Source organism: Deltaproteobacteria bacterium (assembly GCA_040223695.1).
Taxonomy (GTDB): Bacteria; Desulfobacterota_D; UBA1144; order Nemesobacterales; family UBA2774; genus JAVKFU01.
The window spans coordinates 1-13,196 of the sequence record JAVKFU010000007.1; the positions used below are offsets into that span (position 1 = coordinate 1).

At 40.1% G+C, this 13,196-nt stretch carries 18 protein-coding genes; 11 read left to right on the plus strand and 7 right to left on the minus strand.

Annotated features, from left to right (window positions below):
• The 10 genes from RIG61_00800 to RIG61_00845 form a co-directional block, all read left to right on the plus strand.
• A partial coding sequence (locus RIG61_00800) for a YHS domain-containing (seleno)protein (GenBank protein ID MEQ9617696.1) occupies positions 1–358 on the plus strand: 358 nt, incomplete at its 5' end.
• A 277-nt stretch (positions 359–635) separates the two neighbouring features.
• Entirely contained in the window at positions 636–2,540 is a 1,905-nt protein-coding gene (locus RIG61_00805) for a sigma 54-interacting transcriptional regulator (GenBank protein ID MEQ9617697.1), read from the plus strand.
• A gap of 210 nt (positions 2,541–2,750) precedes the next feature.
• Complete coding sequence (locus RIG61_00810) at positions 2,751–3,041, plus strand: STAS domain-containing protein (GenBank protein MEQ9617698.1); 291 nt, start codon at positions 2,751–2,753, stop codon at positions 3,039–3,041.
• Entirely contained in the window at positions 3,038–3,763 is a 726-nt protein-coding gene (locus RIG61_00815) for a sigma-70 family RNA polymerase sigma factor (GenBank protein ID MEQ9617699.1), read from the plus strand. Before RIG61_00810 ends, RIG61_00815 begins: the two co-directional genes overlap by 4 nt.
• Before the next feature lie 42 nt (positions 3,764–3,805).
• Positions 3,806–4,204 carry a hypothetical protein gene (locus tag RIG61_00820; GenBank protein ID MEQ9617700.1) on the plus strand — a complete coding sequence of 133 codons (399 nt, stop codon included), beginning with the start codon at positions 3,806–3,808 and terminating at the stop codon, positions 4,202–4,204.
• A 149-nt stretch (positions 4,205–4,353) separates the two neighbouring features.
• A complete protein-coding gene (locus RIG61_00825; GenBank protein ID MEQ9617701.1) occupies positions 4,354–4,953 on the plus strand; it encodes a cytochrome P460 family protein in 600 nt (199 codons plus the stop codon).
• A 19-nt stretch (positions 4,954–4,972) separates the two neighbouring features.
• A complete protein-coding gene (locus RIG61_00830) occupies positions 4,973–5,539 on the plus strand; it encodes a cytochrome P460 family protein (GenBank protein ID MEQ9617702.1) in 567 nt (188 codons plus the stop codon).
• A gap of 69 nt (positions 5,540–5,608) precedes the next feature.
• The gene (locus tag RIG61_00835; protein ID MEQ9617703.1) at positions 5,609–6,013 is read left to right on the plus strand and encodes a nuclear transport factor 2 family protein; all 405 of its coding nucleotides are present in this window, start codon (positions 5,609–5,611) and stop codon (positions 6,011–6,013) included.
• A 312-nt stretch (positions 6,014–6,325) separates the two neighbouring features.
• Complete coding sequence (locus RIG61_00840) at positions 6,326–7,054, plus strand: MBL fold metallo-hydrolase (protein ID MEQ9617704.1); 729 nt, start codon at positions 6,326–6,328, stop codon at positions 7,052–7,054.
• Positions 7,055–7,198: 144 nt separating this feature from the next.
• Complete coding sequence (locus RIG61_00845; protein MEQ9617705.1) at positions 7,199–7,552, plus strand: pentapeptide repeat-containing protein; 354 nt, start codon at positions 7,199–7,201, stop codon at positions 7,550–7,552.
• Between the two features lie 36 nt (positions 7,553–7,588).
• Here the strand turns inward: RIG61_00845 and RIG61_00850 are convergent, their stop codons facing one another.
• The 7 genes from RIG61_00850 to RIG61_00880 all read right to left on the minus strand — a co-directional run bounded on the left by RIG61_00850 (position 7,589) and on the right by RIG61_00880 (position 12,600).
• Positions 7,589–8,020, minus strand: coding sequence for a nuclear transport factor 2 family protein (locus RIG61_00850; GenBank protein MEQ9617706.1), 432 nt, complete (start codon positions 8,018–8,020; stop codon positions 7,589–7,591).
• 110 nt (positions 8,021–8,130) lie between these two features.
• Positions 8,131–8,898, minus strand: a complete 768-nt coding sequence (locus tag RIG61_00855; protein MEQ9617707.1) for an SDR family oxidoreductase — start codon at positions 8,896–8,898, stop codon at positions 8,131–8,133.
• 85 nt (positions 8,899–8,983) lie between these two features.
• Positions 8,984–9,295: a hypothetical protein gene (locus RIG61_00860; protein MEQ9617708.1), complete on the minus strand. Its 312-nt coding sequence runs from the start codon at positions 9,293–9,295 to the stop codon at positions 8,984–8,986.
• Positions 9,296–9,312: 17 nt separating this feature from the next.
• Positions 9,313–10,251 carry an alpha/beta hydrolase gene (locus RIG61_00865; GenBank protein ID MEQ9617709.1) on the minus strand — a complete coding sequence of 313 codons (939 nt, stop codon included), beginning with the start codon at positions 10,249–10,251 and terminating at the stop codon, positions 9,313–9,315.
• Positions 10,252–10,328: 77 nt separating this feature from the next.
• Positions 10,329–10,664: a rhodanese-like domain-containing protein gene (locus RIG61_00870; protein ID MEQ9617710.1), complete on the minus strand. Its 336-nt coding sequence runs from the start codon at positions 10,662–10,664 to the stop codon at positions 10,329–10,331.
• Between the two features lie 275 nt (positions 10,665–10,939).
• Positions 10,940–11,974, minus strand: coding sequence for a zinc-binding dehydrogenase (locus RIG61_00875; GenBank protein MEQ9617711.1), 1,035 nt, complete (start codon positions 11,972–11,974; stop codon positions 10,940–10,942).
• Between the two features lie 71 nt (positions 11,975–12,045).
• Positions 12,046–12,600, minus strand: a complete 555-nt coding sequence (locus tag RIG61_00880) for a TetR/AcrR family transcriptional regulator (GenBank protein MEQ9617712.1) — start codon at positions 12,598–12,600, stop codon at positions 12,046–12,048.
• A 258-nt stretch (positions 12,601–12,858) separates the two neighbouring features.
• On the opposite strand from RIG61_00880, the gene RIG61_00885 reads away from it, so the two are divergent.
• Positions 12,859–13,161: a DUF1330 domain-containing protein gene (locus RIG61_00885; GenBank protein MEQ9617713.1), complete on the plus strand. Its 303-nt coding sequence runs from the start codon at positions 12,859–12,861 to the stop codon at positions 13,159–13,161.
• Positions 13,162–13,196 lie beyond the last annotated feature (35 nt).

The following is a 13,196-nucleotide window of genomic DNA, read 5'->3' on the forward strand; positions in this document are numbered from 1 at the left end:
ATTGGGATATGACCTCGTGTCGTATCATACGGAAGGAAAACCGGTAAGGGGAGACGGTAATAACCTAGTGGTTTATGAAGGCGTAACCTATTTATTCGCGAATGAGGAGAATAAGAACGCATTCGAGAAGAACCCCGAAAAATATCTTCCCGCCTACGGGGGATGGTGCGCATTCGGAGTCTCGGTAAATAAGAAGTTTGTAGGAGACCCCGAGGTGTGGAAGATAGTTGACGGGAAGCTTTACCTGAATCTGGATAGAAACATTCAGAAAATGTGGTTTGAAGATATTCCCGGCAATATAGCAAAGGCGGATAAGAACTGGGAACAGATTAAAGATAAATCCCCGGATCAACTTTAATCATCCACAGTTTGTAATCAAATGTATTATAGCTCAAGGAGAGAAAGGAGCGACGAAGCTTCAACACTCCTTGAGCTATCTCTTTTTATGTATTAAAGCAACGCAGCAAATTATTAAAAACCGTTTTTAACAACCTGTTTCTTGTTGCAATTATACAACAAATTATTCTACAATAATAGAAATGGGGTAACGGATTGTGTCCAAACAATCTAACTCAGATCGGAATAAGAGTAAAAGAGCCGCTCTTCAACGTGAGTCAGAGGCACGATATCGCACTTTGCTTGAAATTAATAATTCAATTATTTCTACCTTCACACTGAACGATTTACTTCTAAAAATTTCCAAGGCTATAATCGATAAGCTGCCCTTTGATTATTCATCTATATCTTTATATAAGGTTGAAAAGGATGTACTAGAGTTGCATTCTTTTGGGGAAAAGATTCCGTTATCGCCGGGTTCAGAACTACCACGAAAGGGCAGTCACGTTGGATGGGTTTTTGAGAATAAAAGGATACTCATTGCCAATGACTTATCTAAAGAACAGAAGTTCACCACGGATAAACTTCTACAGGAAGTAGGAATAGCTTCTTACATAATCACACCACTTATTAGCCGAGAGAAGATAATAGGAACCCTAAACTTGGGATTCTATATGCCTAATGATTTTAAAGAATGTGACACAGATTTTCTATCGCTGGTTTCGAAGCAAATAGCCCTTGCTGTTGATAATGCAAAATCTCATGAGCGAATCGAAAAATTAAAAAAGCAAAATGAGTTAATCTTAAACTCGGCCGGGGAAGGCATATATGGGCTTGACTCAAACGGAATTACCACCTTTGTAAACCCGGCAGCCGCTCAAATGATTGGATGGGAGCTGGAAGAGCTTATCGGCAAACCTCAACACCAGATTTTACACCATACTAAGCCTGATGGTACTCCCTACCCTAATACAGAATGTCCTATATATGCTGCGTTTAAAGACGGGAAGATACACTCGGTTAAAAATGAAGTCTTTTGGAGAAAGGACGGTAGCAGCTTTCCAGTTGAGTATGTAAGCACACCGATTTGGGAATACGGTAATTTGGTCGGAGCGGTAGTTGTATTCAGGGATGTGACTAATGAAAAAATAGCAGAAGAAAAACTCAGGAAGGCTTATTTAGAAGTAGAGCGATTAAAAAACAAACTACAGCAAGAGAATTTATATCTTCAGGAAGAAATCAAGTTCGAACATAACTTCGAAGAGATAGTTGGCGAGAGCAAGGTTATAAAAGATGTTCTGCGTCAAGTTGAAATGGTTGCCGGCACCGACTCGACTGTGCTAATCAGAGGAGAGACCGGAACAGGCAAGGAGCGAATCGCAAGAGCAATTCATAATAACAGTTCCAGAAGAGATAGGCCATTAGTAAAAGTAAACTGCCCCGCGATTCCCTCCGGTTTAATTGAAAGCGAATTATTCGGACATGAAAAGGGGGCGTTCACAGGAGCACTTACAAAGAAAATAGGGAAATTCGAACTCGCTGACGGTGGGACCATATTTCTGGATGAGCTGGGGGATTTGCCACTCGACGCACAGGCCAAGCTGCTCAGGGTGCTTCAGGAGAGGGAGTTTGAGAGAGTAGGTAGTATTGAGACACGGAACGTGGACGTCCGGGTCATAGCTGCGACTAATAGGGATCTGGAGAGCGCGGTAAAAGAAGGAAAATTTCGTGCAGACTTATATTACCGCTTAAATGTTTTTCCTATTGTAGTTCCAGCCTTGGCGAAACGTAAAGAGGATATCCCCCTCCTTGCGACGTACTTTACACAAAAGTATGCAAATAAATTGGGCAAAGCGATAAAGTCAATAAGCGAGGAAAACATAGAAGCTCTGAAGAACTATTCGTGGCCGGGAAACATCAGGGAATTAGAGAATATAGTTGAAAGGGCAGTCATCGTTTCGACGGGCGAAACACTCAATATAGATAAAAATCTTTTTGATTCATCATTAGAATCATCTTTCAATGACAATGAACTTTCGAACCTGGAAGATAATGAGCGAGAACATATCATTAAGGTATTAAACAAGACAAAATGGCAAATTTATGGAGAGAAAGGTGCGGCAAAAATACTGGGTATAAATCCCAGTACACTCAGAAGCCGCATGGACAAACTGGGCATAAAAAAGGAAATAAAGTTGCTTTAGCAAAAGCCCCGTAATCTTGAAATTTCGCTATTCCTCGATATTTCGTGAGTATTAATATCCAGAATTTTATATCTAGTTGGAATAAGGTCTTAAAAAACTCTATCATACCAGTCACTTAAACATGCTGTTGATTGCACGTTTTTTGTGGCACAGCCCTTGCACTATATACAACCGTAAAAAGTATTGAAATCAAGAACGAGGTTATTAGACGTGCTAAGAATTACATTAATATTCCAGGATGCAGAAGCTGTGACATTGAGATTAGATGGGAAATTGATTGGAACATGTGTATCTACTTTAAAAAAGGAGTGTCTGAACTATAAGGACAAAAAAAATAAGACCGTGATATTGGATTTCTCTGGCCTTTCTTTTATTGACCGCGATGGAGTGACAATGTTGGAAAGCATTAATGACGAAAAATTGCAGATTGTTAATTGTCCAATATTCATAGAAAAGCTTCTAGAAAATCTGATATCGGTTATGAAAGGAGATATAAAATGAGTAACAATAGCTTGATAAATTCACTACAACATAACCAAGAATTAGCTTACAACTATGACTCGATTAGTAACGATGAAACCTCACTATACGAATCATCAGACAAGGCATACTCAGATGGTTTTGAAATAAATTATAAAGAGATGGCTGATGAGGAAATTATCAGTCTCTATATCGATAACGAAGATGAATCTGCTTTTAATGAAATTGTTGATCGCTATGGGTGGAAGCTACACAGGCTTGCGTTCAGAATCACACATGATATGCGTAACGCTGACGATGTTCTTCAGGATGTCTTCCTAACACTGGTGGAAAAACTACAAACCTTCCGTCAACAGTCAAAATTCTCTACCTGGCTTTATAGAGTTGCTGTAAATGCGAGTTTTATGTTCTTGAAAAGACAAAAGAAATACCAGCGGGAATTGAGCCTGGACGATTTTGAAACGTATGATAATAACGGATACCTGGAAGGGGTTGTACTACAAGATTGGAGCTGCGTCCCGGAAGATGTAGTAATGAGAAGAGAGGAGATGGATAAGATAGAAAAAGCAATCAGCGAGTTGCCTGAATTACATAGAGTCGCGTTTCATCTTAGTCATATAGAAGGACTTACCAATGCTGAAATTGGAAATATTTTGGGACTGACTCTACCTGCGGTTAAATCCAGGGTTCGTAGAGCAAGAATGTTTCTAAGAGATAGGCTCTCCGATAATTTATACAATTAAGGGAATTAATCGAGTTAATTACATTGCAATAGAGGTGCCAGAATGAAACAGAAGAATGAAACTTCTACTATCGAGGAAATAAGAGAGGCGTTCAATCCATTCTCTCTCCACGCGGGTCCCCGGATGCTCATGTATATGTATATTGATGAAGAGTACTACGAGAGAAAGCGCAACGAGTATGCCTTGAGCCGCGTATTGGACCATAACACGACGTTTCAGTCATTGTATGACGGGTATCACCGGAGTGAGCAAGCAGAGCAGGATATAAGGCCTCTTGAAGCCTTTCGCTGCTGGGCGTGCGGTCACACAGGCGGCAGCATGATCATGGTTTCTATAAACCTGTTCATATGTCCGCATTGTCATGAAAATCTGGCGAAGCTATTCCCAACCAGACAGAATAATCTATCTGTTATACATATTGATACGACTTCAACTCTGTGATAATATCGAAATGATTAGGGATGCTAAATATTTTGGGTTGCTGCTAACGGGTCAATCAATCATAGATTTAACATAGGAAGATAAATTTATTAAAGAATATGGCTGTCACATAACTAACAGTAATTACAATAAATTTAAGGAGGTGTTACATGATTAAATTTATTTCGCACTACGGGTCATGGAGATCGTTTACTTATATGGTTATGATTCTTTTCATTGTTATGATGGGATTTTCGATTCCCCAAGCCGAATCGAAAGAACATGCGAAATTCGATAAAGAAGGGAATTTGATTCAACCGGAGAACTTTGTTTGGAGAAAATGGATGTATGTGGGAACTCCGCTTACTCCAAATTCGCTCAATCCACCTGAAGCGCCATTTCCAGAATTTCATAATGTATACATCGATCCGGCCAGCTACGAGAGTTACACAAAAACAGGTAAATTCCCTGATGGCACGTTATTGATTAAGGAGCTAGTGAGCGTTGGGGCAACCAAAGCTGCCAGCGGTAACGGGTTTTTCCAGGGAGACTTCATAGGGTTGGAAGCCGCATATAAGGATTCTAAACGCTATCCGGATGAGCCGGGGAATTGGGCCTATTTTACATTTAGTCACGAGGCGCCGCCCTATCCATCAAGTGCAAAACTGCAGCCGACTGCAGCTTGCAATGCGTGTCATGAAGCTAATGCAGCGGAAGATTGGGTTTTTACACAATTTTATCCCGTGCTCAGAGCAGCAAAACCCAAATAGAAGGAGATAAGCGGTAACTATGATGAAACTCAAATTAACTATTGTTACAGTGGCAGCCATATTTGCATCGTTAATTGTTGCCGTTCATTTTGTCGAAACGGAAGAGGACGAGTCGTTTTCCCCCTACGTGGACAAAGATGGGAAAATTACTCGTCTTACTGATTTTAAAGAAAATTGGACTTTTCTCGGCTCATGGACTCTGCCGGATAAAAAAGATGATGGTATGCACATTGTATATACTCAGCCGGGTGTTGTGGAAGAGTACAAAAAGAGTGGTGGGAAATTTCCTGATGGAGCAGTTCTCGTAAAAGAAGTAAGATCAACTAAATCTGAAGCAATGACTACAGGACCAAACGTAATTCATGCCAAAGACGAAGTTCTCTGGTTTGTTATGATAAAAGATGCAAAGGGGAGATACCCGGATAATCCTTTATGGGGTGACGGTTGGGGCTGGGCTCTATACTATGCGAATGATCCTTCCAAAAATGTTGCTACTGACTATAAAATAGACTGCCTCGGCTGCCATGTTCCTGCTAAGCAGACCGATTGGGTGTACGTGCAAGGTTATCCGGTTTTAAAGGAATAAATTTATACTAGACACATTAAGTTTTTTTAAATTTTACTATAGACATAAATATATGTTAAGGAGATATACATGAGCAGAACAGCGATGGAAACGGTAAAAGAGTTTTACAGCCTTATAAATTCAGACCCGAGCGCACTTCCCAGTGTGCTGCACTCCGAGATTAAATGGGAGATCATAGGTGGTTTTCCCTACGGCGGAGAGTATAACGGGCTTGGCTCGGCAATGGAGGACTTCTTCGGAAAAGTGATGCAACATTTTGAATTCTGGAACGATCACCCTGATGAGTATATAGACGCCGGGGATAAAATAATCGTACTTGGACACTATAAGACAAGGGCCAAAGGCGCAAACTCAGACGTCATGCCGTCCTTCGCGCATGTGTGGACAGTTGATGACGGCATGTTAACGAGGCTCCAGCAATACACGGACACCGTCGTACTGTCAGATGCGCTCGGCCACAACGTCCCTCACTGATGGATTAGCCAATTACCGGCAAGTTCATAGTCGCGCAGTTTAACTGCGTAACTAAATTTAGCTTTGCAGTATAGCTGTACCCAATTTATTCTTTATCCGCGCATTACTTCGCCTTTAGATTCTAACGGCTGTATAGGTGTTTCAAATTTAGTATAGATGTTTCAGCTAATTTTATAAATTGTCATGACGATCTACTTATACATTTGTTTTATTTTTTTCACTTTTTTCTTTTTAAATATAGCTTTGTCAGCTCCAACTGATTCAAAGTCTTCCCTATCCGTCATTACTTATAAAGCATCTCCTGAGGGCTTTATGAGCAATTCCCATTTAATAATGGGAAAGAATGAGGCTATTCTGATTGATGCACAATTTTCCTCCAAAGAGGCTGAAAAACTCGTAGACCTAATCAATACCACAGGAAAAAAATTATCAAAGATAATAATTACTCATCCACATCCTGACCATTACTATGGTCTTGAAGTTTTGGGTGTTAAGTATGGGGATACCGAAATCACAGGAGGTCTTCGTACAATTGATTATGTTAAGAATACAATGAAGTATTGGCAGGGTGACAAAGAGGAGCCTCCGATTTTTGGGAGATTAACCGTTTTGGAAGGGAATAGCTTTAAGTTTGAAGATCGTGATGTTGTATTTAAAACTTTCACAAACGGCGAGAGCATTGAGAATACGGTCTTATATATCCCATCACTAGAAATGCTATTCGTAGGTGATCTGGCTAGTAACGGCGTGCACATGTGGTTGGGTGAGAACAACCTTGATAAGTGGCTTGAGCAACTCAGGATTATTCGTTCTATCGGTCCAATTTCTTATATTTATCCCGGGCACGGGCCGGTTGGGACAGTTGATATCCTAGACGAAGCTGAAAGATATATATTGAATTTCAGGAATACCCTTAAAGACTCAAACAGTTTTGACGAAGCCGTAAAAAGAATGAAAGAATTGTACCCCGATTATGAAATGACTGAAATCCTGGAGGGTAGCGTCAGGTCTGTAATGGGGCCTGATAATAAAATTCACTAGAGCAATGTTCGCTCTTATTATTGTGTTGACTTCAAGTACTTTTTGATAAATATATATAATCAGGGTGATTCAATGAACAGATCTATACTGCGTAACTTATATAGAGCATTTCTATTTGTTTTATTTATTCTGTTAATTTCACAAATGGCATATGCAGAATGTGACGACCCTCCAAGCCCCGGTGTGGACTGGCACGGCTGTAATAAGGTAGGCGCTTACCTGAAAGGTGAGGATTTAAGCAAGGCTAACCTCTCAGGCGCTAATTTAAGACAAGCTAATCTTGAAGGTGCTAATCTTTCCGAGGCTAATCTTACCGGAGCTTCGCTTTTAGGTGTAAATCTGCAGGGAACTAATTTTGAAGGCGCTACAGTTATTTCCGCCTTTCTGACAAAATCGTTGATAGGGGGAGCGAAGCTGGACGGCGCTGTTTTTGATAATAGCTACTGGGTTAATGGAATGCAGTGTAAGCCCGGATCAATCGGGGAATGTAAGTACTAAGCAAGTTCCTGGGGAATTAAATTTATATACGTGATCTCAACGATCGTGTTTATTATGTCGGTAACGACGTTCGGACTCCTTTATAGGAATGTCGTTTATGCTAGCCTGGCGAATTCTCATTAATCCATTATCTGCGAATTCCCATAGTTCGATGCCGTGTGAACGGTACCAAAAACCCGAATCGTCATGCCACTCATATTCAAAGCGGACAGAAATTCGGTTTTCAGTAAAACTCCATAGCTCCTTTCTCAGTACGTAGTCCAGCTCTTTCTCCCATTTTCTCTTAAGAAAGGCTCTTATTTGATCACGACCGTTAAGAAACTCCGCTCTATTGCGCCAATGCGAATCTTCGGTATACGCTAGAGCGACTCTCTCCGGATTACGTGTGTTCCATAAATCCTCAGCTGCTTGTACTTTCGCTTTTGCAGTCTCAATCGTAAATGGCGGTAACGGTGGTTTTGATTCCATAGCATTTCCCTTTTATATTTAATTTATAGTAAGCATTAATTTATTCATCTGAATTGTTGTTAATCTTAACATAACTTATCCCATAAACCCGTTTCGAGTTAATAAAAGTATTAGTTTCGACCGGCCATTACTCCACCGTCAACATCCCAGACTGCCCCTGTCACCCAACTTGCTTCATCGGAAAGCAGAAAATCGATGACAGCGGCTACGTCGTCAACGTCTCCTACCCTTCCAATAGGGTGAAAGTCATTGAAACCCACTAGTGTCTCCTCAATTTTATCGGGCTCGATGAACCCTTCATAAATTGGTGTGGCTACAACTGCAGGAGAAACTGCGTTTGCTCGGATGTTATATTCTGAAAGCTCCATAGCCAAATGCTGAGTAAATGAGTGCAGACCGGCTTTTGCCATTGAGTATGCCGATGACGGAGTTGCCTTTATAGACTGTTTTGCCCACATCGACCCTATGTTTATAATGGCACCACCGCCATTCTTTTTCATGTTTTCTGCTACTGCTTGTGTTATGAAGAAAATACTCTTGTTCAGGTCGAGATACTTGTCGTAATCGGATTTCGTGTGTTCTAAAAAGGGTGTTGGCTTAAAAGTACCCGCAGAGTTAATCAGATATTTAATATGCTTCTGTTCTTGTTTTATCCGATTAATAAATATTTCAACTTGATCTTCATTGTACAGATCAACACATACAGTTTGAACTTTACCGTTCACATTTAATTCTTCCTTTGCTAATTTAAGCCGATCATCATTATGAGATAGCAGTATAGTTTCCACGCCTCGCCCGATGAGTCGCTTGGCCGTTTGTTTCCCAATACCTGTGGAACCCCCAACGATGAGAGCTAAATGCTCATGCAACTTATTCATAATAAAAACCTCTATTTGTATCCATTTTGAAATTTACGCTTATGGGTATGTAATTAATGCACACCCATAAGCGTAGGTAAATTCCTTAGCTCCTCATTACAGGAACTTTAACGCCAAAGACCAAGATGTAGTCTTTGTCATCATCTGATTCTTTGCCAGCCATATACAAAGTTTCAGTGTCAGCTGCATTTCTCTTAACTAACGGAAGCTGAACGCCAAAAACATTGTATGTTCCCTTTGAATTCGAGGATATGTAATCACCATTTATTTGGTTCTTAACCTCTTTTTTCTCAATGGGAAGCTGAACACCAAAGACGTTAAGATCATCTTGGGCGAAAGAAGCAGAGGACATGTAAAACGCAAGTCCTAAAGCCGCTAATGTAAATAGCTTCTTCATTTGTGTTACCTCCTTATTTATTTGAACTTGTTTTTTATCATAAAGCTTTTAATATGACGCACTATCACATTTAAATCCTCTTCCAGGGCGAAGTGACCCGTATCAATCAAATGGAAATCGATATTTTTTAAGTCACGTTTATAGGGGTGCGCTCCTTCAGCCGGGAAAATCTGATCGTTTTTGCCCCATACTATCAGAGTCGGGGGCTGATGCTCTCTCAAGTAGGCTTGCCACGAGGGATACAACGGTGGATTAGAACCATAACTATAGAATAGCTGCAGTTGTATTTCCTGATTGCCCGGACGGTCTAGCAGCGGTTGGACGTGACCCCAATTCTCGGGACTGATTGTTTCAACGTTTCGAACTCCATGCGTGAATTGCCACTTCGTCGCATCCAGGGTTAAAAACCCCTTGAGCGGCTCTGCATTAGCCGGAGTCCTTTCTTTCCAATAAGTCTTGAGGGGAATCCAGAAATCACGGAGACCTTCATCGTATGCATTGCCATTTTGAATAATCAGTGCCTCAACTTTATCGGGGTTCTTCACAGCAATACGAAATCCCACTGGGGCACCATAATCCTGAAAATAAAGGCTATGTTTTTCTATACCGATTTTACTGATGAATTTTTCAACTATTGCGGCCAGATTGTCGAAGGTATAGTCAAATTCATTAACTGTCGGCATGGAGCTGTAACCATATCCCGGATAATCAGGGGCTATAAGATGGTATTTATGGGAAAGTTCAGGAATTAGATTCCTAAACATATGTGATGATGTGGGGAAACCGTGAAGGAGTATAATAGTCGGAGCATCTCTAGGCCCGGCCTCTCGATAGAATATATCGAGATCATCTATCTTGACGGTTTTATAAAGAGTGGGATAATTGCTTGTTTTACCCTCTTCCGCGTTGACCCATGTACTGGCTTTATCACTATCGTTTCTTGAGAAATTATTCATATTAATGCCTCCACGCATGTTGATATTTCTACTATTTCAATAAGGGGGGCTACTCCTTCGAGAATAGCCCCCCAAGATCAATTCCCATTTCTGGATACAAGCGGAAACCCCGCATCTGCCCAATCCTGCTTACCTTCGACGTACTCGTAAACTTCATTGTATCCTAGCGACTCCAAAATTTGTGCCGCTTTCGTTGAGTTCTGACACTCTGTATTCGCACAGTAAACAACAATCTTCGATTCCTTATCCGGCAGGAACCTATCCGCCTTTTCTTCAATCTCGGTATAATCGATCTGTAACGCGCCCGGCAGATGAGCTTTCCTCCAGTACTTCTCAGGCAGAGCCTCTACGAGCGTCATACTTCTTCCGTTATCCAACTGATCCTTTAACTCCTCTCTTGTAATACGTTTCATATTTGCTACCTCCATGCTTGTATTAAGTAGTTGCAATTGCAACTACTTAATACGTTAGATGGTTACAATTCCAAAAAGGATGCGTCAAACTTTTTTCATAATTGAAAAATCACCGAATGGCATTTTTAACCATCTAAATGTTGGCCTTCTTAAGCTACGGTTGAGTGAAGACCAATGTTACGAATCCTCATAAATTGTTGTTTTCACTGGGAATGGAATTTATTATTGGCCTGCTCTATCAACTACTCAGATCATACTCGCTAACACGCGCAAGATCACGCTGCCCAAGGTAGTAACACAATATTACCACTGATCCTATTTTCTGAAATTAATCTGTGTGCTTTTGATGCATTTTTTAAAGGTATAGCTTGATCCAGCAACGGTTTAATCTTTCTTTCTCTAATAAGCTCCAGTCCATAGACTAAATCTTCCTTATCACTGGCCATCGTGCCGCGCAGTTTCTTTTCGAAAAAGAATAGGCTTCTTATATCGAACTTAACCTCGGGCCCCGCAGCAAAACCATATGCAACTATTACTCCAGCTGGTTTTACAGCTTCAATACTTCTAGCCAATATGTCACCACCTAGGTTATCAATAACAACATCAGCTCCGTTTCCGTCTGTCCACTCTTTTACTTTCTCAACAAAATCATCTTCGTTGACGTTTATTATTAAATCTGCACCTGCTTTTTTAACAAAGTCATATTTATTTTCCTTTCTGATTGTACTAGCAACTTTAGCTCCTAAAGCTTTTGCAACTTGAATCTGCATGCTTCCAGAACCCGATGCTCCCGATTGAACCAAAACATTGTCTCCTTTCTTTACCTCGCCTATTTTCTTGACAGCATGCACAGCTGTACCCAAAACAACGGGGAGCGTTGCCACTTCTTCAGGCTCAAGATCAGTATCATCTTTAATTAATGCATATGCTGGAACTTCAATGTATTGAGCATATGTTCCCGAAATATGTAAACCCGGAAGTGCAAAGCTTGGAGCAGCAATTGTTGGCCTTATTTCTAGTTCGTTTACATTAGTGGGGTATCCCGGAACCAGTATCACCCTTTCACCGATACTAAAGCCGGACACTCCCAGACCTATATCCGCAACCTCTCCAGACGCGTCGGCACCCAAAATATGCGGGAACTTCAGCTCCGGCGTTATTGACCCTTCGCGAATATAGTGATCCAATCTATTAACACCGCTTGCTAAAACCTTTACCAATACATGTCCTTCTCTGGGGTTTGGTGTATCAATGTCCTCATACTTTAGTACATTTGCATCACCAAATTCCCTAATTACTGTTGCCTTCATTTTAATGCCTCCTGTAAATGTATCTGTTTTATATCTACCTATTACTAGATAGATATAATCCTTAAAATTTTTTATGTAATACTATTCAGTATCATATCTTCCGCTAATTTTATTCTTTCTGAATCTGCAAAAGCTCTAGAGGAAATTGTTGAACCTTCAAGGGCTGAAAAAATCGACTTAGCTTTGTCCTCGGGTTTTCCCTTAAATTTAAAAACCTTATTTCTTATTCCTGATTCCAGGACTTTAGTCAGCCATCTCTCGTGTAATTGAATAAGGTTTATAACCTCTTTTTGCACTTCTTCAGGTAGATTTGCGTAGTCAGAAGCTAACATGGCACAAAAACAAACTCTATCTCCTGCTTTTAAGTTTTCATGAAAAACTTGTATGTATTTTTTGATCTTCTCTTTTGGGTTCTCGGTAGTTGAATCGATCAGTTCTAACGATTCTCTAACATTTTGGATAAATCTCTCTGTTAAGGTTTTACCAAGATCACCTTTGCTTGGAAAATAATAATGGATGCTCGAAGTCTTAATTCCTATTTCCTTGGATAGGTCTTTATAGCTGAAAGCCTTATAACCTCTTTCCATTATAAAATCCTGTGCGACGTCTAATATTTTTTCAGACATTTCATTGCTCATGATACATAATCTATCTACTAGTAGACAGATTGTCAAGTATTTTTTTTAGTTGTCAAAAAAAATATCCACCGCGTTTAATTAGATTTTGAACGGGATATTTAAGCACAACAAGGAAATATCTAATGCTCTCAGATAGTTATAAAAATTCCCCCCCCCATTCCTTTCATGCCACGCATCTTTTTACAGATTTCATTATCAAACTTTTATATGATGAAATTCTTTCGTAAATAGACAGGAGGCTGTTCCATGATTGAAATTTTAGTTGGATTGAATGTAAAAAACGAACAAGGCTACCAAGACTACAGAAAAGCAATGTATCCGCTTCTAGAAAAGATCGGTGGGGGCTTTAGATATGACTTCGTAGTTGCAAAAACTCTTAAAAGCCAAGTGTCTCATGACATAAATAGGGTATTTACAATTTACTTCCCAAGCACTGAGGCAAAAAATACTTTCTTCAGCAATCATGAATATAAGAAGATAAGAGAAAAGTATTTTGACAATTCAGTTTCAGATACAGTGTTTATCGCCGAATATAAAATCGGAAACTGATAAATGACCCTCACTCAAAAGACAGAAAGCAGTCC